Raw genomic sequence first — 18,730 nt, 5'->3', positions numbered from 1 at the left:
CTCACCTGCCGTCCTCCGGTCTCGTGGCGCCGGCGAGCGGCAGCGACAGGACGAACCTCGCGCCGCCGCCCGGGCTCGCTTCGCACCAGGCGGCTCCGCCGTGGGTCCTCGCCGTCTCGGCGACAAGGCTCAGGCCGAGGCCGGTGCCCGTCCGCGACCCGCGCGAGCCCGCCCGCGCGAACCGCTCGAAGATCCGCTCCCGCTCCTCGGGCGGCACGCCCTCGCCCCCGTCGTCGACCAGCACGCGCGCGGACCCGCCCCACGCGAGCACCTCCACGGCCGTGAGTCCCCCGCCGTGGAGGTCGGCGTTGTCGAAGAGGTTCAGCAACGCTCGCCTCAGCTGCATCTTGTCCCCCCGTACGCTGACCCCGGCGTCGCTCCGGGCCACGTGGACGCCCGCGCGGCGGCTGTCGAGGAGCGTGTGGGCCACCAGGTCACCGATCTCCACGACGGACTCCTCGCGGCTGGAGGCCCCCGCCTCCAGGCGCGCCAGCTCGAGCAGGTGCTCCAGGGACCGGCGCAGCCGGGCGACCTCCCCCGCGACCAGTCGCAGCGCCTGCCGGCTGGCCTCGGGGAGCTCCCTCTCGGCGGCCGACAGCACCTCCACGCTGGTCATCAGCGTGGTCACCGGCGAGCGCAGCTCGTGGCTCACGTCGGCGGCGAAGCGCGCATCCCGCTCGACGCGCTCCTCGAGGGCCTCCACCATGGCGTTGAAGGACCCGACGATCACGGTGAGGTCCGGATCCTCGGTCGGCGCCAGGCGCGTGTCCATCTCGCCGGCGGCGATCCGTGCCGCCGCGGTGGCGATGTCGTCGAGCGGCGAGACGACCCGGGCCGTGGCAGCCCTGCCGATGAGGGCCCCACCCACGGTGGTGAGGAAGGCGAACACCGCGAGCACGCTGCCCAGCGTCGTCAGGGTGGAGTCGAGCTCGGAGGTCGGCGCCACCTCGAAGAACTCCCCGTCGATCGCGGGGAGGGGCAGGCCGACCACCACCACCGGGCCGGCCCCCGTCCGGCCCCAGGAGACGGCTGCGCCCCCACCCTCGACCTCCTGCCGCAGGGTCGGCGGCACGGCGTCCGCCCCGACGCTGAGCGACGAGGAGTACCACTGGCCGTTGCGGTGGAGCAGGACGACGGACCCCGCGGCCGGGGAGATGGACCCGAGCACCTCGCTGACCTCCGCCCCACTGGTGAGGAGCCCGTCGCGCACCACGGAAGCGTCGGCGAAGGCCTGGCGTGCCGCGCTCTGCTCGCGCTGCCCGATCAGGTAGTGCCGCGCCGTGAGGTAGGTGCCGTACGCCAGGATCGCCGAGACCGCCAGCGCCAGCCCTGCGAAGGAGAGGGTCGCCACGGTGCGGAGCCCGAGGGGGCCGCGGCGCCTCACCGTGGGTCGAGCCGGTAGCCGAGCCCGCGCACGGTCACGAGGAGCTCGGGGTGGCTGGGCACCGGCTCGATCTTGGTGCGGAGTCGGCGGATGTGGACGTCGACGATGCGCTCGTCGCCGAAGTAGCCGTGCTCCCAGACCCGCTCGAGCAGGCCGCGACGGCTGAGCACGCGTCCCGCCGGGCGCGCGAACTCGCACAGCAGCCGGAACTCCGTCATGGTCAGGTGCAGGGGTTCCTGCCCGCGCCGGACCAGGCCTGCAGCCACGTCGAGAACCAGCCCGCTGCGCGAGTCGATGACGATCCGGTCGGGGTCCTCGCGGCTGCCGTCCCGGGTGATCCCCTGCGGGCGCCGCAGCAGGGCACGCAGCCGTGCGCTGACCTCCTTGACCTCGAACGGCTTGGTGACGTAGTCGTCCGCGCCCGCCTCCAGGGCGGCCACGATGTCGTGCGTGTCGGTGCGCGCGCTGACCACGATGATCGGAGCATCGCTGACCTGCCGGACCTCGCGGATGAAGGTGAAGCCGTCCATGGCACCGAGCATGAGGTCGACCAGCATGAGGTCGACGGGCCGCTCGTGGACCGCAGCGAGTGCGGACTCCGCGGTGCCGTGGGGCACAGGGTCGTACCCCTCTCCGCCCATGGCCAGCGCCAGCGACGACCGGATCCCGTCGTCGTCCTCCAGAACCAGGATGCTGACCGACACGCTCGGCATTCTGCCACCGGCCGAGCGGCCCCCGACGCACCCGAGGGCCGGCAGAGGGGGTTGTCATGAAACCGCAAAGAAAACCAGCGAGGTCCTGTCACACAGCGCTGGCAGCCTTCAACACGCAGGGGGTCGCAGCCGCAGAGAGCGGCGGCGCAGGGCGCCAGGCACCACAAGGAACGCTGACCGGTGAGGGGGCGGCATGACCATCCAGGCGACGGGCAGGGCGCACCCCGCCGACCACGACGGCGACGGCCTGGTGGCCCTGCGCGACCACTCCCTCGCCCAGGACCTCCTCACGCTCCGGGCGCGCGTCGGCGAGTGCCTCGTCCACCGCCGGGGCCGCGTCGCCGTCGACGTGTCGGCCCTGAGTCGGATGTCGTCGGTCACCGTCGCAGCCCTGCTCTGGTCGCGGCGCACCTGCGCGGCGGCTGCCGTCCCCTTCGCGGTCGAGGAGGTCGGGGCCGCCGCCCACCGACAGGTGCTGCAACGGTGCGGGCTCCTGGACGACCCAGCGGAAGGAACCCCACGATGGTGATGCAGCTGACCGAGCGCGACGTCCTCCGCACCGACCATGCCGTGGGCGGGTGGCAGATCACCGCGATCGAGTGCCGGCGCGGCCTGGCGCAGGTCGAGAGCCACCACCCCCACCTGACGGAGATCGTGGTCGCCGATCTCCCGCGGGGTCGTGCCTCGGGCCGCGACTGCTTCACCGCGGTCGCGTGCACCGATGACGGCGACGCCCTCGTCATGTCGCGACAGGCGCCGCCAGCGGTTCTCGTGACCCGGAGCGGCCACCGGCCGGTGCCCGGCCACGGCGAGGGCCAGGAGCTCGTCCACATCGGCGGCGACCAGCGCCTGCTGATCCTCTCCGCGGCGGCCTTCGACGCCCTGCCCGAGAGCCTCGGCCGGACCCTCCACGGGCCACCGAGCATCGTGCTGGATGCCGACCCCTTCACGCTGCTGCACAGCCTGTTCCGCGAGATCGGCGCGGGTTCGGGCGCCATCATCGGCCGCTACCCCCACTCACCCGGACGACAGGAGAGACCATGAGCGTCATGACCGCCTTCGCCGCCGCCCTCGAGGAGGAGCGCTTCCTGGCCATCGCCGAGCTCAGGGCTGCCGAGGCGACGGGCGACGAGTCGGCCATGGCCATGGCGGCGGCGCGCCTGGCCGACCTGCGCGAGCTCGCAGCCCGCAGCCTGGAGCGGCTCACCCCGTCGCCGGGCTAGCCGACGCATCGCCCCACGACGGATCGGCGCACGACGGATCGGCGCACGACGGATCGCCGCACGACGGATCGCCGCTGACCGGCAGCGCGGTCCACTACGTTGGGTCCCATGCCGCAGACCGCCGGGAGCGCCGACCTGCACGCGTGGCTCGACCTCGGCGCGGGGGTGGCCGGCGACATGCTCCTGGGGGCCCTGGTCGACGCGGGTGCCCCCCTGGACGACGTCCAAGGGGTCATCGACACGGCCCTGCCCGGGGCGGTGCGACTGACGTCCTCCACTGTGAGGCGAGCCGGTCTGCGTGCGACCAAGGTCGAGGTCGAGGTCCTGGCCGGTGACCAGCCGCACCGGCGCTGGTCCGACATCCGCCACCTCCTCGAGCGGTCCGGCCTTGCGGACCGGGTGCGCGACAGCGCCCTGGCTGTCTTCGCCTGCCTGGCCGACGCGGAGGCTCGTGCCCACGGCATCCCTGCCGAGGAGGTCCACTTCCACGAGGTCGGCGCGTGGGACTCCATCGCCGACGTCGTGGGGTCCTGCGCTGCGCTGGACCTGCTCGGCATCACGTCCGTGACTGCCGGGCCGCCGGCCCTCGGCTCCGGGACCACCCGCTCCGCCCACGGCGAGATGCCCGTGCCCGTGCCCGCCGTCCTCGAGCTGTCCCGCGGCTGGGACGTCGTCTCCGGTGGCTCCGGCGAGCTCGCCACCCCCACCGGCATGGCCCTGGTCCGGGGCCTGGCCAGCGAGTGCCGGCCGCTGCCCCCGCTCCGGGTACAGCTGACCGGGGTCGGGGCGGGGACACGGGACACCCCCGGCCGCGCCAACGTCGTCCGCGTCGTGGTGGGCACCCCGGCCGACCGGCTGACGGGGGAACGCCTCTGGGTCATCGAGGCCAACGTGGACGACCTGGACCCGCGGGTCTGGCCGGACGTCCTGGCCCGGCTCATGGCGGCTGGGGCTGCGGATGCCTGGCTGACGCCCATCCTGATGAAGAAGGGCCGGCCCGCACACACCGTCTCCGTGCTGTCCGCGCCGTCGCTGGCCCCGTCCCTGCGTGACCTGCTCCTCACGCTGACGACCACCTTCGGCGTGCGCGAGTATGCCGTGAACCGCCTTGCGCTCGAACGCGACTGGCGCTCGGTGACGGTGCGTGACGGCTCCGTGAGGGTGAAGCTCTCGCTGGACGGCAACGGCCTGATCCGCCATGCCACACCCGAGCTCGAGGACGCCGCCGGCCTGGCCGAGAGACTCGGCCTTCCCCTGCGCCAGGTGCTGGACGAGGCTGGGGCGGCCGCCCAGGCGAAGGGCCTGGGGCCCGGCGGGTCGCTGCCGAGGTAGCTGTCACGGCGGAGCCGGCGTCGAGGCCCGCCCAGGTCGGGTGCGTCAGCCCCGTCCCTCGCCGGCCGCGGTCTGCCCGGTCGCGTCTCGCGGGTCCACGCCGTGGTCCTGCGTCCGCCCCCGGCCACCGGCTGTGGTGCGGGCGAGGAGGCCGGCGCCACCGCCCAGGGCACGGCGCCAGGGCAGGGTCCCCTCGATCTCCACCTCGAGCGAGAAGCTGAGGAAGGTGCGGATGAGCACGATCAGGCCCAGCACGACGACGTTCTCCAGAGTGGTCGCGACCGCCACGGTCTTGATCAGGTCCGCGGCCACGAGGATCTCGAGGCCGAGGAGCAGCGCCGCGCCGAACGACGACCGGAGGACGCGGTAGGCCTCCTGCCCGTGCCGGGTGGCCCGCCAGACCCTGCCCGCGAGGGCCAGCGACCAGAGCAGGCCGACCACGAGGACGAGGACCCCACAGGCCTCGAAGGCACGCGTGACGTCCTCCATGAGGGTGGTGAACGACATGACACCTCCCGTGGGTACGCGGCGCAGGTCCCATGGTCCGCCTTCTCACCGCCTCCGGAAGCGTCCGATGACGTAGGCGCGGGACCTACCGGGCCGCTGGCCCGTCGACGTTGAACACCGCCTCCCCGCTGCCGGCGCGCACCACGATGAGGGTGGACTCGACGTCGGTGGGGTTGCCCTCGCGGTGGATGGCGTGCGGGGCAACGTAGACGAAGTCGCCCGGGGCGGCGTCGAGCGCGCGGTCCCCGCCCGGGCCGAACTCCATGTGCAGGGCCCCCGACATCACGTAGATGCTCGACTCGTGGTCGCCGTGGTGATGCCAGCCCGACACCATGCCGGGGCCCGTGGTCACGTAGCCGGCCCACATCCCCTCGGTCGACACCGCCTGCTCACGCAGCATGCCCGGCGTCGGCTGCCCCTCCGTCCGCTCCGATGGCGTGACCCGCCACACTCGCTGACCGTTGTCCACCACCTGGTCGTCGTCGCCCATCGCGTCCCTCCCATCCACAGGCACCGAGAAAGCCGGGACACAGCCAGCATCATCCCTGCGTCGGGTCCGGTCAACGATGCCGGAGCCCGCCCGCCGGGGCCGCGTCAGCGCCGCCCGCGCCGCGTGCTGAGGTAGTCCGCGACGACGTACTCGCCCAGCCGGTCGAGGCTCGGGGTGAAGACCCTCCCACCGGCGCGCCGGGCCACCGCGTCGACGAACCGCGCCAGCCCGGGGTCGTCCCCCAGCATGAAGATGTTGAGCACTGCACCGGCGCGGCGCAGCTCGTCCACCTGGGCGATGGTGGCACGCAGGGTCTGCTCCGTGGTGGGCCACTGGAACACCGGGTCCCCGTCCTCCCCCAGGTGGGCTGTCGGCTCCCCGTCCGTGACGACGAGCACGACCGGCTCGGCATCGGGGTGCCGGCGCAGGTGCCGGCCCGCCAGCATCAGGGCGTGCTGCAGGTTCGTGCCCTGGACCCACTCCGGCTCGACCTCCGCGAGCTCGACCGCCGACAGCCGCCGGGCAGTGCGGTCGAAGCCGATGATCTGCAGGGCGTCCTGCCGGTAGCGCGTCTGCACGAGGTGGGTCAGGGCCAGGGCGGTCTGCTTCATGGGTGCCCACCGGCCCTCCTGCACCATCGAGAACGACATGTCGACGCAGAGCGCGACCGCCGCCGTGGTGCGCCGCTCGGTCTCGACCACCTCGAAGTCGTCGACCACCAGCCGCACACCGCCGCGCGCTCGTGGGCCGCCGGCCCGGGGCGGTGCCCCGGCGGCCGTGACGCCTTTCGGGAGCCCGCCGCGGCGCAGGGCGTTACCCACGGTGCGGGGCGCGTCGAGCGGCAGCTCGTCCCCGAACTCCCACGAACGGGTCAGGCCGGTCGGCTCGTCCGCCTGGCCGGGCCGGTGCTCGTCGTGGTCACCGCGTCCGGATGCCTCGAGGTGGGCGAAGACCCTGCGCAAGGCGCTCTCCCCGAGGCGGCGCACCGCGCGCGGCGTGAGGCGGAGCCCGTCCTCCCCTCGGGAGAGGTAGCCCTGCCGCTCGAGCTCCCGCTCGAGCTCCCGGAGCGCCTCGAGGTCGCGGACGGCGCTGCCGCCGAGGCGCTGCTCGAGCCGCTCGACGTCGACGTCGTCGAGGGATGCCCCCGCATACGCCTGCCCGATCTGCTGCCCGAGGGCCTCGAGGTCGGCGAGCTCGGCCACGGCCTCGACGGCAGCGGTGTACCCGAGAGGTTCGCCGCCCCCGCCCGGCGCCATCCGCACCGGCCCCTGCCGGTCCATGCCGGGCCGAAGGGCCCGCAGGTTGTCAGCGAGCGCGGTCATCTGGGCGGCGAGGTCCCGGTCGGCCAGGGCCTGGGCCATGAGCTGCTCCAGCTGCTCACGCTGCGCCGGGCTGAGCGAGGCCAGCAGCCGCTCGGCCGCCGCCTGGCGTCGGGCCAGGGCGTCGACCAGCTCGTCGACATTGCGGGGCTGCTCGGGGAAGAGCTCGCCGTGGCGGTCCATGAACTCGCGGAACCGGTCGGTGGTGTCCTCGGCGCGCGCGTGGGCGGCCAGGAGGGCGTTGAGGTCCGCGAGCATGTCCTTGACCCGCGCCATCGCCTCGGGGGCCTGGCCGGCGAGGGCCTGGCTCAGGCCGGCGAACTGGGCGTCGAGCACCTCGCTGCGCAGCATCGCCAGGATCCGCTCGTATGCCGCGCGCGCCTCCTCCGAGTGCCAGGCGTGGGGCGCGAGGGCGCGAAGCGCCCCGGCCACGTCGTCCGGCAGGGTGGCAAGGTCCATCTCGGCCAGTCGGGCCTCGTCGCCGTCCTCCGCCGCCAGCGCATCCCGCTCCGCGGCCAGCGCCTGGTCGAGCATGGCCCGCACCTGGTCGAGGGTCCCGCCGAGGGCGCCTCGCCTCCGGGCGGCCTCGCGCATCCGGCGCACCCTGTCGGCGAGGTCGTCAAGACCGTCGCGCCCGCCCAGGCCTCGACGGAGCAGGTCCCGCAGGGCGTCGCGCGCGCTCGCGCCTGCCAGGACGTCGCGCCCGATCTCGTCGACCGCCGCGCGCACGTCGTAGGGCGGCTCGAGCGGGTCCGGGCCGCCACGCCAGGGGCCGTAGCGGAAGCGGCCGTGGGGCGACGGGCGGGCCATGGCTAGGCGCCGTAGACGGTCCGGCCCGCCACGGAGTCCTTCTGCAGCCGCCGCGTGAGGTGCAGGCCCTCGAGCGTGAACTCCACGGCCGAGGCCACGACGCCCGGAGAGGCGTCGTCGCCGTGGCCGAGCCGGTCGAGCACCTTGGACAGGCCCGAGACGGTGCCCACCTGCTCGAGCAGCCGCACCGCGGGCACGAGCTCCCCGGTCTCGACGACGGCGCCCTCGGCGAAGAGCCCGGTGAAGCCGCCCAGGTCGAGCCCCGCGAGCCGCTCACGGAAGGTCTCGGCCATGGCCAGGCGCAGCAGGTGCGAGAGCACGTCGCGCTCCCGGCCCTCCTCTCCCATCTCGAACTCGACCTTGCCGAGCAGGGTCGGCACGACCGCGGGCAGGTCCCCCGCCCGGGCCACGGGCTCGGGCTCGCCGGCACGGGCGGAGCGACGCAGTGCGGTCGCGGCCACCCCCTCGAGCGCGGCGATGCCGAACCGTGCCGAGATCCCGGACCGCTGGTCGACCGACGGCGACTCGCGCAGGGCGCGGGCCAGCCGCGCCACGACCTCCACGAGGTGCTCGGGCACGGTGGCAACCAGCCCGGCCTCCTGGGTCAGCAGACGTGTCTCGTCGGCGACCTCGAGCGGGTAGTGGGTGCGGATCTCGGCACCGAACCGGTCCTTCAGCGGGGTGATGATCCGCCCTCGGTTGGTGTAGTCCTCGGGGTTGGCGCTGGCGACCAGGAGGAGGTCGAGGGGCAGGCGCAGGGAGTACCCCCGGATCTGGATGTCGCGCTCCTCGAGGACGTTGAAGAGCGCGACCTGGATCCGCTCGGCGAGGTCGGGCAGCTCGTTGAGGCCGAAGACGCCGCGGTTCGTGCGCGGGACGAGTCCGTAGTGGACGGTCTCGGGATCGCCCAGGGTTCGCCCCTGGGCCACCTTGACAGGGTCGACGTCACCCACGAGGTCACCGACGCTGGTGTCCGGCGTGGCGAGCTTCTCGGCGTACCGCTCCGACCGGTGGCGCCACGCGACCTGCAGCTCGTCGCCGCGCTCGGCCAGCAGTCGTCGGCACCGTGTGCAGACCGGAGCGATCGGGTCGTCGTTGATCTCGCAGCCGTGCACGACCGGGCTCCAGTCGTCGAGCAGCCCCGCGATGGTCCGCATGAGCCGGGTCTTGCCCTGCCCGCGCTCGCCCAGGAGCACGAGGTCGTGGCCCGCCAGGAGTGCGCTCTCGAGCTCGGGCAGCACGGTGTCGTCAAAGCCCACGATCCCCGGGAAGGCCGGCTGACCCGCGCGCAGCCGGGACAGGAGGTTGTCGCGGAGCTCCTGCTTGACGGTGCGGTGCTGGTGACCGTTGGAGCGGAGCTCGCCGAGGGTCGTGGGACGCGGTGTCTGGCTCACCCGTCCCACGCTACGTCCGGCACCGGCCGGTGGCACAGCAATGGACCGGGCCGTCAGCCCTGGCGGGCGCGCGTGGGCGGAGGCGAGCGTGGCCCGCGTGCGGGAGCGGACGGCCGCCGCCGCTCCCACCGGGCCGGACGTGCAGCGGTGACCGGGGCGGCGAGACGCTAGACGGGCGCGGCGATCTGGGCGGCCATGTGCCCGGCGCCGTACCCGTTGTCGATGTTGACGACGGCCACGCCGGGCGCGCAGCTGTTCAGCATGGTGAGCAGCGGGGCGAGCCCCTCGAAGGCCGCGCCGTACCCGACCGAGGTCGGCACGGCGACCACGGGAGCGGAGACCAGCCCGGCGACCACGCTCGGCAGCGCCCCGTCCATGCCCGCGACCACCACGATCACGCGGGCCGCGCGCAGCTGCGCCAGCCGGCCGAGGATGCGGTGCAGCCCGGCGACCCCCACGTCGGCGACGAGGTCGCCCTCACGCCCGAGGTGACGTGCGGTCAGCAGCGCCTCCTCGGCGACCGGGAGGTCGGAGGTGCCGGCCGTCACGACGAGCACCCTGCCGCCCTCGGCCGCGGGCGGTTCCGGCGGCCACGCGAGTAGCCTCGCGCCTTCCGCGTAGTGCGCGTCCGGAAGCGACGCGAGCACCGCCTTCGCGTGTGCGGGTGCCGCCCGGGTGAACAGGGTGCGCAGGCCGAGTCTGGCCACCTCCGCGGCGATGGCCGCCACCTGCTCCGGCGTCTTGCCCTCGCAGTAGACGGCCTCGGGGTATCCACGACGCGCGGCACGGTCGTCGTCGAGCTCCGCCAACCCGCGCAGCGCCTCCCCCGGCTCCCAGGCTGCGTCAGCCATGGGAGACCGACACCAGTGGGAGCGTGAACGCGCCGGACTGGATCCCCGCCAGATCCACGGCCACGAAACGGAACCCGGCGCTGCGCACTCCGGCGTGGACCGCCTCGCGAAGGTGCGGGCCGACCGCCCGCTCGAGGTCGTCGGCGAGCAGCTCGACGCGCGCGACCTCGCCGTGGTGGCGCACCCGGCACTCGTGGAACCCGAGGCTGTGCAGTGCCGCCTCGGCCGCCTCGACCTGGGCGAGCTTCTCCGGCGAGACCTCCTCGAAGTGCGGGATGCGCGAGGCCAGGCAGGGGGCCGCCGGCTTGTCCGCGCAGGGCAGCCCGAGCACTCGGGCGATCCGGCGCACCGCCTCCTTGTCCAGGCCCGCGTCGGCCAGCGGCCGCAGCACCCGGTGATCCTGCGCCGCCCGGGACCCCGGCCGGTCGGGCCGTCGAGCATCATCGGCGTTCTCGCCGTACGCCACCGCGTCGAGGCCGTGTGCCGTCACGACCTCGTCGTCGATGCGGCTGAACAGCTCGTCCTTGCAGTGGAAACAGCGGTCCGGGCCGTTGGCGCGGTAGGCGGGGCTGTCCCCCTCCAGCGTGCGGACCTCGACCACCGGGACACCGATGACCCCCGCGACCTCATGGGCCTTCTCGCGTTCCGACGACGCGAGGCTCGGCGAGACGCCCAGGATGGCGAGCACCCGCCCGCTGCCCAGCGCCCGCACGGCCAGCGCCAGCAGCGTGGCTGAGTCCACACCCCCCGAGTAGGCGACGCCGAGGCGGTCGATGCCGGCCAGCCCGGCTGTCAACGCTGCCACACGGGGGCCGTCCGCGCCGAACGTCGCGTCGTGCGACATCACTGCTCACCTCACCTGGGGGCCGTCATCTGGTTCTCGGACCTGTCGAGCGACCATTGTGTGTGGAACACGCCCTCCCGGTCGACCTCGCCCCAGCCCGTGGGAGCACACCGGCGGCCACGTGGCACGCACAACGCTCGTGCCCATCCCCCATCTCTGCGCCGCTGGGTCCTGCTGACCCGGCTAGTGGTGCGGGGGATCGCCTGTTCATCGGAGCCGGAAGAGGACCTCCCCCGCCTGGGGGACGACGAGGGTGTCCGGGTCGGCCTCGAAGGCCGCGACATCCACCTCGCGTGGGTCGAGGTAGTCGAGGTTGGCTGCGCGCACGACGTCCTCGGGGATGCCCGTGGCCAGGGTCACCGTCAGCCGGAGCCTCTCTCCGCCCACCTCGTCATAGGTGCCGGCCCCACGCAGGTGCGTGGAGTGGGCGAGGACGCCCCAGTGCACGTGCTTGAACCGGTCCCACTGCTTCACGAAGTAGTCGCGGCAGTGGTAGCCGATCTCGTTGATCTCGGGGTGCATCGCGGCGATCTCGGTGACGTGCGGCGCGTAGAGGATCACCTCGCCGCCGTCGGCCACCACGGGCTCGAGCTTGTAGAACCCCTTGGCCGCGGTCCAGATGTCCTCGTACTTCTCCGGCATGATGGACAGCACCCGGCGTACCGGCGCGTCGAGGTAGCGCACATGGGTCTGCGCGGACACCTCCGCCGCGGCAGCCCACGCCGACTCGGGATCGCCGAACGAGATCGCATGCAGGACGCTGCTGCCCGACTTCACCACGAGGCAGAGGGCCAGACGCTCCGATGGGATGAGCGAGGCGGCCTCGTTGATCAGGGCCCGCACCGGCGTGATGCCGCGGGTGCCGATGATGTCGGCGCTGGTGATGAGGGCGCCCAGCCAGTGGGAGAGGTCGATGACCTCCTGCCCGGCGACGCCGGGGAAGAAGTACTTGTTGCCGCCCGAGAACCCGACCACCTCGTGGGGGAAGACCGGGCCCACCACGAGTGCCACGTCGTGCTCCACGACGTGGCGGTTCAGCCGGACGTCCACCGCCTGGTCGAGCCGGCCCTCCGAGAGCTCACTGATCCTCTCGGACGGGATCGTGCCCACGGACACGAAGGTCTGGGGGTCCCACCACTCGTGGTTCATCACGGTCACCCCCGGGTATGCCGTGTCGAGGCCGCCCTCGGGGTGGCCCAGGTGCCGGGCAAGGGCAGCGTCGTCCATGGCGGCATGCGTGCCGAGGGCGATGAGGACAGTGGTCCGGGTCGCCCGCCCCGCCAGGGCTGCGTGAATCGCCTTGAGCAGCAGAGGGAGGGGACAGCTGCGCGTCCCATCGGGCACTACCAGGCACACACTGCGACCGTCGAGGTCCACCCCTGCCAGGGACTCGGCGACGAACGCTGTCACCTCGTCCTCGCTGAGCGAGGTGCCCGCCCCACCGACCCTGCGGGCTCGGGCGGCGAGCTCGGCCGTCTCGGCGAGGTCCTGGGCTCTGGTGGGGGTCATGGCGGCACCATGCCTGCTCGCCCCGCAGGCCGGCAACTCGGTCCGCAACAGGTGGCGAGGGTGAGGGGGCGCCGCTGGCGTCGGGTGCGGACGCTCCCGCCGCTGCTGTCGTCGTACGAGGCCGTCGCCGGCCTCTTCACGCCGGCGCCGGTCACGACCGTGGCCGCGGGCGGGCCAGCCTGAGCAGGGGCACGGACTAGTCCCCCTGGGGGGGTGTCAGCACTGCCCCCGTGGGGGACAGTGCTCCCATGTCGAAGCTGGATGAGCGCCAGGCCCTCGAGGAGGTCTGCCAGAGGCTGGGGACGCGTTTCCCCCATCTGCCCGCCGCACAGGTGCGGGCCACGGTCGAGCAGGTTCACGCCCGCTTCGACGGGCCGGTTCGCGACTACGTGCCGCTGCTGGTCGAGAGAGAGGCCCGCGCCCAGCTGACGGCGATGGGCCGCCGGGGAGAGGAGGCCCAGGAAGAGGTCGTCGCCGGGTAGCCCGTGCGCCGCGCGGCCGCCGTCACGACCCCGGCAGCGCAGGCAGCGGGCCGGCGAACAGCCAGGGGTCGAGCAGGCCACCCACCGGGCGGCCGGCGTGCTGCTGGACGTGTGCCACGAACATGCCCGTGGTCACCGTGCCGTAGGCGTTGGCGCCCACCCAGGCGCGCAGCATCTCGAAGAAGGTCTCGTCCCCCAGGGTGAGCCGCAGGGCGTGGAGCACGAGTGCGCCCCGCTTGTAGACCCGGTCGTCGAACATCAGGTCTGGGCCCGGGTCGGCGAGGATGAGCTCCTGCGGCAGCCGGGCCAGGCGCCGCCAGTGCTGCTGGGCGTGCGCGTCTGCGGGGCGTCCGCCGGACTCCTCGGACCAGAGCCACTCGGCGTAGCAGGCAAAACCCTCGTGCAGCCAGATGTCGCGCCAGGACCGGACCGTCAGGCTGTTCCCGAACCACTGGTGCGCCAGCTCGTGCGCGAGCAGGCGCTCCGAGTCCCAGTCCGTCGTGGCGTAGTTGGCGCCGAAGGTGGCCAGGCCCTGCGCCTCCAGGGGGATCTCGAGCGCGTCGTCGGTGACGACGACGGTGTACCCGGCGAAGGGGTACGGCCCGAAGCGCCGTGTGAACACCGCCATCATGTCGGGCTGGCGCGTGAGCGCGGTGTCGGCCCGACGGGCCAGCGCCGCGGACCTCAGCGCGTGGATGGGCACCGGCTCGGTGGCGAGCAGGCGGCTGCCGTAGCGGCCGATCTGCACCGTGGCGAGGTACGTGGCCATCGGCTCCGGCTGGTCGTAGACCCACGTGGTCCGGCTGGCGCCCCGGTGCTGGTCGACCAGCCTGCCGTTGGCAACGACGTGGTATGCCGTGGCTGCCGCCACCGAGATCCGGTAGCTCGCCTTGTTCGACGGCCTGTCGTTGCACGGGAACCACGACGGGGCTCCATGCGGCTGCGCCGCCACGATGACGCCGTCGTGCAGCTCCTCCCACCCCGCCTCGCCGTCGATGCCCGGGACGGTGGTCGGGTGCCCCTGGTAGGTGACGGTGACCGTGAACTCCTGACCACGCGCCAGCGACTCGCGGGGATGCACGACGAGCTTGCCGGCGCGGTGCGTGTACCTGGCGCGGGCGCCGTCCACGACGACCTTGGCCACGTGCAGCGCATGGAGGTCGAGGCCGAACCAGTCGACCTCCTCCACGGCGACGGCGGTGAGAGTGGCCCGCGCCGACAGGTGGTTTCCGACGACCTTGTACTCGAGGGCAAGGTCGTAGTGGCGGACGTCGTAGGTGCAGTCGCCGTGCCCCGGGAGGTAGTCGTCGACGGCGGTCGCGGTGGGCGTCACTCGTCGTCGTCCTCGGCCCACGGACCGATGGGGTTGCCGATCCAGCGCGTCTTGTCCGGAACGGTCTCGCCTCTCATCACCAGTGACACGGGTCCGACGGTAGCGTGCCTTCCGAGGACGGTGGCCGGCAGAATGACGCCGTTGGGTCCGAGCGTCGCTCCCGAGCGCAGGGTCACGGTGCCGAGCTGGAGCCTTCGGTCGTGGAACAGGTGGGTCTGCACCACGCAGCCGTGGTTGACGGTCGAGCCGTCCTGCAGGTCCACCAGGTCGGGCTCCGGCAGCCAGTAGGTCTCACACCAGACGCCCGTGCCGATCCGCGCCCCCAGGGCCCGCAGCCACACGTTGAGCACCGGGGTCCCTGTCGCTCCGCGGGCGAACCATGGTGCGGCGACGACCTCGATGAAGGAGTCGGCCAGCTCGGTGCGCCAGACGAAGGAGCTCCACAGCGGGAAGTCGCGAACCCTGACGCGCCCCACGAGCACCCACTTGGCCACGGCGGCCACCGCCGCGGCGACGGCACCCGCGGCCAGGAGCACCAGCCCGGTCAGCCCGGCAGGCAGCCACCAGCCCGTCTGCGCGAGCAGCTCGATGGCGAGGACCACACCGAGGAAGAGCGCAACGTGGGCGAAGACCGCGAGCAGCCGGCACAGCTCCACGAGGGCGCGGGCCACCCTGAGCCGCGTCGCCGGGTGGTAGGTGCGGCTCGTGTCGCCCTCCTCGACGGGCCGTCGCAGCTCCGTGGGCGGGCTCCCGAGCCACGACGTGCCAGCCTTGGCCTTGGTCCGGCGGGGAGCGGCGGAGAGCACCGCGACCAGGCCTCGCTTGGGCACGCGGCGGCCGGGCGCGGTCATCCCGGAGTTCCCGACGAAGGCGTGCTTGCCGACCTTGACGTGCTCGACGCGCAGCCATCCGCCGCCCAGCTCGTAGCCGCCGAGCAGCGTGTCATCGGCGAGGAAGGCGCCGTCGTTGACCCACGTGAGCTTCGGGATGAGAAGCACGGTGGAGGCCTCGACGTCGGCCCCGATCCGGGCGCCGAGCGCCCGCAGCCACGCCGGGGTGAGGGCGCTCGAGTACAGCGGGAACAGCCAGGTGCGGGCCTCGTCGAGCACCCTGATGATCGACCACGCCTGCCAGGCCTGCCGTCCGTGGATGGGGTGGTGGCCGCTGGTGAGGCCCAGCTCGAGGAGCCGGACCAGCGCCCAGACGAGCAGTGCCAGCACGGCCAGGCCGACCACCACCGCGACCGGCAGCCACACCAGCGCGGCACGCGCGCCCTCCCCCAGCGACCCGGTGGCACCGAGCCAGGGCCAGACCGCCGCCAGGCCGGCGACCACCGCGAGCACGGGCAGGGTCGCGATGACGACGGCCATCGCGGCATACGCCCACAGCCACCTCGGGCGGTTGAGCGGACGGGCGTCGTCCCACGGGCCCCGGGCCCGGCCGGTGCCGCGCGCCGGGGAGCCCGCCCACGACTCCCTCTCGGGCACCTCCCCGAACACCGCACTGCCGGGCGCCACCTCCGCCCGCGCCCCGATCGAGGCGCCCGGGCAGAGCATGCTCCGTGCGCCGACGCGCGCCCGCGTGCCGACCGCCATGTGTCCGAGGTGCAGGATGTCACCGTCCAGCCAGTGGCCGCTGAGGTCGACCTCCGGCTCGATGGAGCACTCGTCGCCGAGGCTGAGCATTCCCGTCACCGGCGGCACGGCGTGCAGGTCGACGTGCTTGCCGACCCTGGCCCCGAGCGCGCGGGCATAGAGGCGCATCCACGGGGCGCCTGCGATGTTGGCCGCACCCATCTCGTCGGCCAGGCGCTCGGCGGCCCAGAGACGCAGGTGCACCTGCCCTCCGCGGGGATGCTCCCCCGGCTCGACGCCGCGCAGCAGCACCCGGGCGCCCAGGACCGTGACCAGCATCCGGCCCACCGGGGTGACCAGCGCCAGCCACCCGGCCGCGACCGCCCACCAGGGGGCTGTCGGCACCCAGGCCACCCCCAGCCAGGCCGCTGCGACGTTGTTGCCGGCCGCCACCCAGGTGACCCAGCGCAGCCCGGTCAGGGTGCGCAGCGGGACCGTGAACGCGACCTGCCCGAGCTGGGTCCGGAGCGGCACCGGGCGCACGCTGCGGTTGGTCGTGGCGGCAGGCTTTGCCATCTCGTCGAGCGCGGAGGCCATGGCGCCCAGCGTGGGCCGCTCGTAGATGTCGGCCACGGTGGCCTCGGGGAACTGCGAGCGCAGCCTGGAGACCAGGTGGGCCGCCGTCAGGCTGCCTCCACCCACGTCGAAGAAGTCGTCGGACAGGTCGGTCACGACCGCCCCGAGGATCTCCAGCCACAGCTCCTGGAGCCAGGCCGCAGTGCCGCTGAGCACCAGCGGCTCCGCCCGGGTCGCCCCCAGGGTGGGCACCGGCCAGGGCAGCGCGTCGCGGTCGATCTTCCCCGAGGTGCGCGTCGGGAGGACCTCGACCTCGGCGAGCCGTGGCACCAGCGGGGTGGGGAGCCGGGCGCGCAGCACCTCGAGCGAGGCGTCGACGTCGAAGCCGTCCTCGAGGGCGAGGTAGCCGACCAGGACGGTGTTGCCCGAGCCGGTCCTGCGAACGGCGGCCGCCGCCCCCACGACACCGGGAAGGGAGAGCAGCGCACTGTCGATCTCACCGAGCTCGATCCGGCGGCCGCCCACCTTCACCTGGTCGTCGGCCCGTCCCACGAAGACCAGCCCGGCCTCGTCGTAGCGGACCAGGTCGCCACTGCGGTAGGCGCGCTCCCAGCCCAGGGACTCCATGGGCGCGTACTTCTCGGCGTCCTTGTCGGGGTCGAGGTACCGCGCCAGCCCGATGCCGCCGATCACCAGCTCGCCGGTCTCCCCTGGCGCGACGTGTCCGCCCTCCGTGTCCACCACCGCGAGGTCCCACCCGTCCAGGGGCAGGCCGATGCGGACAGGTGGCACGCCGTCGAGCCGGGCGGCGCACGCCACCACCGTCGCCTCGGTGGGCCCGTAGGTGTTCCAGACCTCCCGCTCGGGCGACGCGAGCCGCTCCCCGAGCTCCGGGGGGCAGGCCTCGCCGCCCAGGATGAGCAGGCGGACCTCGGCCAGCGCGTCCTGCGGCCAGAGCGCGACCAGGGTCGGCACGGTGGAGACGATGGTGATCTCGTTGGCGACGAGCCAGGGACCGAGGTCCATTCCGCTGCGCACCAGCGAGCGGGGAGCGGGCACCAGGCAGGCACCGTGGCGCCACGCCAGCCACATCTCCTCGCACGACGCGTCGAAGGCGACCGACAGCCCCGCCATGACCCGGTCGTTCACCCCGATGGGGCGGTCCTGCAGGAAGAGGCGCGACTCCGCGTCCACGAACCCCGCCGCGGAACGGTGGGACACCGCCACGCCCTTCGGCAGGCCCGTGGAGCCCGAGGTGAAGATGATCCACGCGTCGTGGTGGGGTTCGGGCTCCGCCGCCGCGAGCGCCGACGTGCGGCCCCGGACGCCCGTGATCTCGAGGTCGTCGCCGATGACCGCCGCGACCTGCGCCTCCCCGAAGACCGTGCGGGCACGCTCGTCCGGGTCGTCGGCGTCGACGGGCACGTAGGCGGCGCCGGCGAAGAGGATCCCCAGGATGGCGGTGTAGAGCTCGGTGGTCCCCGAGCGGATGCGGACCCCGACCCTGGCGCCGATGCCTATCCCGAGCGCGTTCAGCTCGGCGGCCACGTCGTCCGCGGCCTCGGCCAGCTCGGCGTACGTCAGCACGTCCACGCCGTTGTCCAGGGCCGGGTGCTCGCCGCAGTCGCGCGCCGTCTGACGGAAGATCTCGACCAGCGTCCTCGGGGGTGCCGCGCGGTCGCCGCGCAGCATCGTCACCGCGCGCCCCGTCCACGGGCTCGGAGGGCAGCTCTGCTCACCTCCGCAGTATCCCGCCGCGAGGGGAACGGCGGGTGGTGTCCCTGCGGGCGGGGGACCAAAGCCCCCAGACGTCCCCTGCTCCGCCGCCTACAGTCGTGACAGGTGGGCCGGGCACCGGCGTCGCCCACGGAGCACGCAGGTCGGCCGCTCGATGACAAGGGGTGTCCATGCCTCGGGTACGTGACCTGCTGTACCGCTTCCGTCCGTCCGGGGCGCCCGGCGCCGCGACCGCAGCAGGCGTGCCCGCAGACCGTGCCCTCGAACAGGCGGTCGAGCTCGAACCGGTCTTCGGCAGCCTGAGCCAGACCCAGCACGACTGCGCCGAGATCGTGCGGTGGGCGCACCGGGAGGCTGACGCGATCCGGGCACGCGAGGCCGACGCCGCTCGTGTCGTCCTCGCCACGGCCCACTCCCTCGAGGCAGCGGAGCGCGCCGATGCAGCGGCGAGGGTCGTCGGGCTCGGGAGGGCACGGCTCGGCTCCACGACCGCCGACGCGGAGCGCCAGGTGGCGGCGGTTCGCCAGCACGCGGCCGAGGCGATGCCACGGTACGTCGAGCAGGTCGTCGCCTCCGTCCGGTCGGTCCTGGAAGACGGCGTCCCCGCCCCGCAGCACCGCGCTGGTGCGACGTGAGGGCCGGCTGGGTGGCC

17 protein-coding genes are annotated in these 18,730 nt (G+C 73.7%); 6 read left to right on the top strand and 11 right to left on the bottom strand.

Going from position 1 to position 18,730, the window contains the following annotated elements; translation table 11 throughout:
- Nucleotide 1: 1 nt before the first annotated feature.
- A complete protein-coding gene (locus VIB11_RS14800) occupies nt 2–1,351 on the bottom strand; it encodes a HAMP domain-containing sensor histidine kinase (RefSeq protein WP_332032091.1) in 1,350 nt (449 codons plus the stop codon).
- 29 nt (nt 1,352–1,380) lie between these two features.
- The gene (locus tag VIB11_RS14795; protein ID WP_332032089.1) at nt 1,381–2,097 is read right to left on the bottom strand and encodes a response regulator transcription factor; all 717 of its coding nucleotides are present in this window, start codon (nt 2,095–2,097) and stop codon (nt 1,381–1,383) included.
- Nucleotides 2,098–2,290: 193 nt separating this feature from the next.
- Between VIB11_RS14795 and VIB11_RS14790 the strand changes: the two genes are divergently transcribed.
- From VIB11_RS14790 to larC, 4 genes are all read left to right on the top strand, one after another.
- Nucleotides 2,291–2,626 (top strand): hypothetical protein, encoded by a 336-nt coding sequence (locus VIB11_RS14790; protein WP_332032087.1) that lies wholly within the window; start codon nt 2,291–2,293, stop codon nt 2,624–2,626.
- Entirely contained in the window at nt 2,620–3,141 is a 522-nt protein-coding gene (locus tag VIB11_RS14785) for a hypothetical protein (protein WP_332032086.1), read from the top strand. The genes VIB11_RS14790 and VIB11_RS14785 overlap by 7 nt, the downstream gene beginning before the upstream one ends.
- A complete protein-coding gene (locus tag VIB11_RS14780) occupies nt 3,138–3,320 on the top strand; it encodes a hypothetical protein (RefSeq protein WP_332032084.1) in 183 nt (60 codons plus the stop codon). Before VIB11_RS14785 ends, VIB11_RS14780 begins: the two co-directional genes overlap by 4 nt.
- Before the next feature lie 108 nt (nt 3,321–3,428).
- Nucleotides 3,429–4,652, top strand: coding sequence for a nickel pincer cofactor biosynthesis protein LarC (larC, locus tag VIB11_RS14775; protein ID WP_332032082.1), 1,224 nt, complete (start codon nt 3,429–3,431; stop codon nt 4,650–4,652).
- A 45-nt stretch (nt 4,653–4,697) separates the two neighbouring features.
- Here larC and VIB11_RS14770 read toward each other — a convergent pair whose 3' ends face one another.
- The 7 genes from VIB11_RS14770 to VIB11_RS14740 form a co-directional block, all read right to left on the bottom strand.
- Nucleotides 4,698–5,159 carry a DUF1622 domain-containing protein gene (locus VIB11_RS14770; protein ID WP_332032080.1) on the bottom strand — a complete coding sequence of 154 codons (462 nt, stop codon included), beginning with the start codon at nt 5,157–5,159 and terminating at the stop codon, nt 4,698–4,700.
- Nucleotides 5,160–5,244: 85 nt separating this feature from the next.
- Nucleotides 5,245–5,649, bottom strand: coding sequence for a cupin domain-containing protein (locus tag VIB11_RS14765; protein WP_332032078.1), 405 nt, complete (start codon nt 5,647–5,649; stop codon nt 5,245–5,247).
- 104 nt (nt 5,650–5,753) lie between these two features.
- Complete coding sequence (locus tag VIB11_RS14760) at nt 5,754–7,778, bottom strand: hypothetical protein (protein ID WP_332032076.1); 2,025 nt, start codon at nt 7,776–7,778, stop codon at nt 5,754–5,756.
- A 2-nt stretch (nt 7,779–7,780) separates the two neighbouring features.
- Complete coding sequence (locus VIB11_RS14755; protein WP_332032074.1) at nt 7,781–9,172, bottom strand: magnesium chelatase; 1,392 nt, start codon at nt 9,170–9,172, stop codon at nt 7,781–7,783.
- A 167-nt stretch (nt 9,173–9,339) separates the two neighbouring features.
- A complete protein-coding gene (gene larB / locus VIB11_RS14750) occupies nt 9,340–10,023 on the bottom strand; it encodes a nickel pincer cofactor biosynthesis protein LarB (protein ID WP_332032072.1) in 684 nt (227 codons plus the stop codon).
- Complete coding sequence (larE, locus tag VIB11_RS14745) at nt 10,016–10,867, bottom strand: ATP-dependent sacrificial sulfur transferase LarE (protein WP_332032071.1); 852 nt, start codon at nt 10,865–10,867, stop codon at nt 10,016–10,018. Before larE ends, larB begins: the two co-directional genes overlap by 8 nt.
- A 207-nt stretch (nt 10,868–11,074) precedes the next feature.
- Nucleotides 11,075–12,376, bottom strand: coding sequence for a lactate racemase domain-containing protein (locus tag VIB11_RS14740; protein ID WP_332032069.1), 1,302 nt, complete (start codon nt 12,374–12,376; stop codon nt 11,075–11,077).
- Nucleotides 12,377–12,624: 248 nt separating this feature from the next.
- On the opposite strand from VIB11_RS14740, the gene VIB11_RS14735 reads away from it, so the two are divergent.
- Nucleotides 12,625–12,858 carry a three-helix bundle dimerization domain-containing protein gene (locus VIB11_RS14735; protein WP_332032067.1) on the top strand — a complete coding sequence of 78 codons (234 nt, stop codon included), beginning with the start codon at nt 12,625–12,627 and terminating at the stop codon, nt 12,856–12,858.
- A gap of 22 nt (nt 12,859–12,880) precedes the next feature.
- On the opposite strand, the gene VIB11_RS14730 is transcribed toward VIB11_RS14735, so the two are convergent.
- Together VIB11_RS14730 and VIB11_RS14725 are read right to left on the bottom strand one after the other, a co-directional pair.
- Entirely contained in the window at nt 12,881–14,191 is a 1,311-nt protein-coding gene (locus tag VIB11_RS14730; protein ID WP_332032066.1) for a M1 family metallopeptidase, read from the bottom strand.
- Nucleotides 14,188–18,033 carry a Pls/PosA family non-ribosomal peptide synthetase gene (locus tag VIB11_RS14725; protein WP_332032148.1) on the bottom strand — a complete coding sequence of 1,282 codons (3,846 nt, stop codon included), beginning with the start codon at nt 18,031–18,033 and terminating at the stop codon, nt 14,188–14,190. Before VIB11_RS14725 ends, VIB11_RS14730 begins: the two co-directional genes overlap by 4 nt.
- 215 nt (nt 18,034–18,248) lie before the next feature.
- On the opposite strand from VIB11_RS14725, the gene VIB11_RS14720 reads away from it, so the two are divergent.
- Nucleotides 18,249–18,713 carry a hypothetical protein gene (locus VIB11_RS14720; protein ID WP_332032064.1) on the top strand — a complete coding sequence of 155 codons (465 nt, stop codon included), beginning with the start codon at nt 18,249–18,251 and terminating at the stop codon, nt 18,711–18,713.
- The last annotated feature ends 17 nt before the right edge of the window (nt 18,714–18,730 follow it).

This window comes from Pedococcus sp., from assembly GCF_036554925.1.
In the GTDB taxonomy this organism is placed as follows: Bacteria; Actinomycetota; Actinomycetes; order Actinomycetales; family Dermatophilaceae; genus Pedococcus_A.
Note: the sequence above shows the minus strand (reverse complement) of the source record. Positions and strands in the feature narration are given on the sequence as shown.

Excerpts from the sequence above, each read along its gene's own strand:
- VIB11_RS14795 (WP_332032089.1), bottom strand. The coding sequence starts at position 2,097 with ATGCCGAGCGTGTCGGTCAGCATCCTGGTTCTGGAGGACGACGACGGG.
- VIB11_RS14790 (WP_332032087.1), top strand. The coding sequence starts at position 2,291 with ATGACCATCCAGGCGACGGGCAGGGCGCACCCCGCCGACCACGACGGC.
- VIB11_RS14785 (WP_332032086.1), top strand. The coding sequence starts at position 2,620 with ATGGTGATGCAGCTGACCGAGCGCGACGTCCTCCGCACCGACCATGCC.
- VIB11_RS14780 (WP_332032084.1), top strand. The coding sequence starts at position 3,138 with ATGAGCGTCATGACCGCCTTCGCCGCCGCCCTCGAGGAGGAGCGCTTC.
- larC (WP_332032082.1), top strand. The coding sequence starts at position 3,429 with ATGCCGCAGACCGCCGGGAGCGCCGACCTGCACGCGTGGCTCGACCTC.
- VIB11_RS14770 (WP_332032080.1), bottom strand. The coding sequence starts at position 5,159 with ATGTCGTTCACCACCCTCATGGAGGACGTCACGCGTGCCTTCGAGGCC.
- VIB11_RS14765 (WP_332032078.1), bottom strand. The coding sequence starts at position 5,649 with ATGGGCGACGACGACCAGGTGGTGGACAACGGTCAGCGAGTGTGGCGG.
- VIB11_RS14760 (WP_332032076.1), bottom strand. The coding sequence starts at position 7,778 with ATGGCCCGCCCGTCGCCCCACGGCCGCTTCCGCTACGGCCCCTGGCGT.
- larB (WP_332032072.1), bottom strand. The coding sequence starts at position 10,023 with ATGGCTGACGCAGCCTGGGAGCCGGGGGAGGCGCTGCGCGGGTTGGCG.
- larE (WP_332032071.1), bottom strand. The coding sequence starts at position 10,867 with ATGTCGCACGACGCGACGTTCGGCGCGGACGGCCCCCGTGTGGCAGCG.
- VIB11_RS14740 (WP_332032069.1), bottom strand. The coding sequence starts at position 12,376 with ATGACCCCCACCAGAGCCCAGGACCTCGCCGAGACGGCCGAGCTCGCC.
- VIB11_RS14735 (WP_332032067.1), top strand. The coding sequence starts at position 12,625 with ATGTCGAAGCTGGATGAGCGCCAGGCCCTCGAGGAGGTCTGCCAGAGG.
- VIB11_RS14725 (WP_332032148.1), bottom strand. The coding sequence starts at position 18,033 with ATGCTGCGCGGCGACCGCGCGGCACCCCCGAGGACGCTGGTCGAGATC.
- VIB11_RS14720 (WP_332032064.1), top strand. The coding sequence starts at position 18,249 with ATGCCTCGGGTACGTGACCTGCTGTACCGCTTCCGTCCGTCCGGGGCG.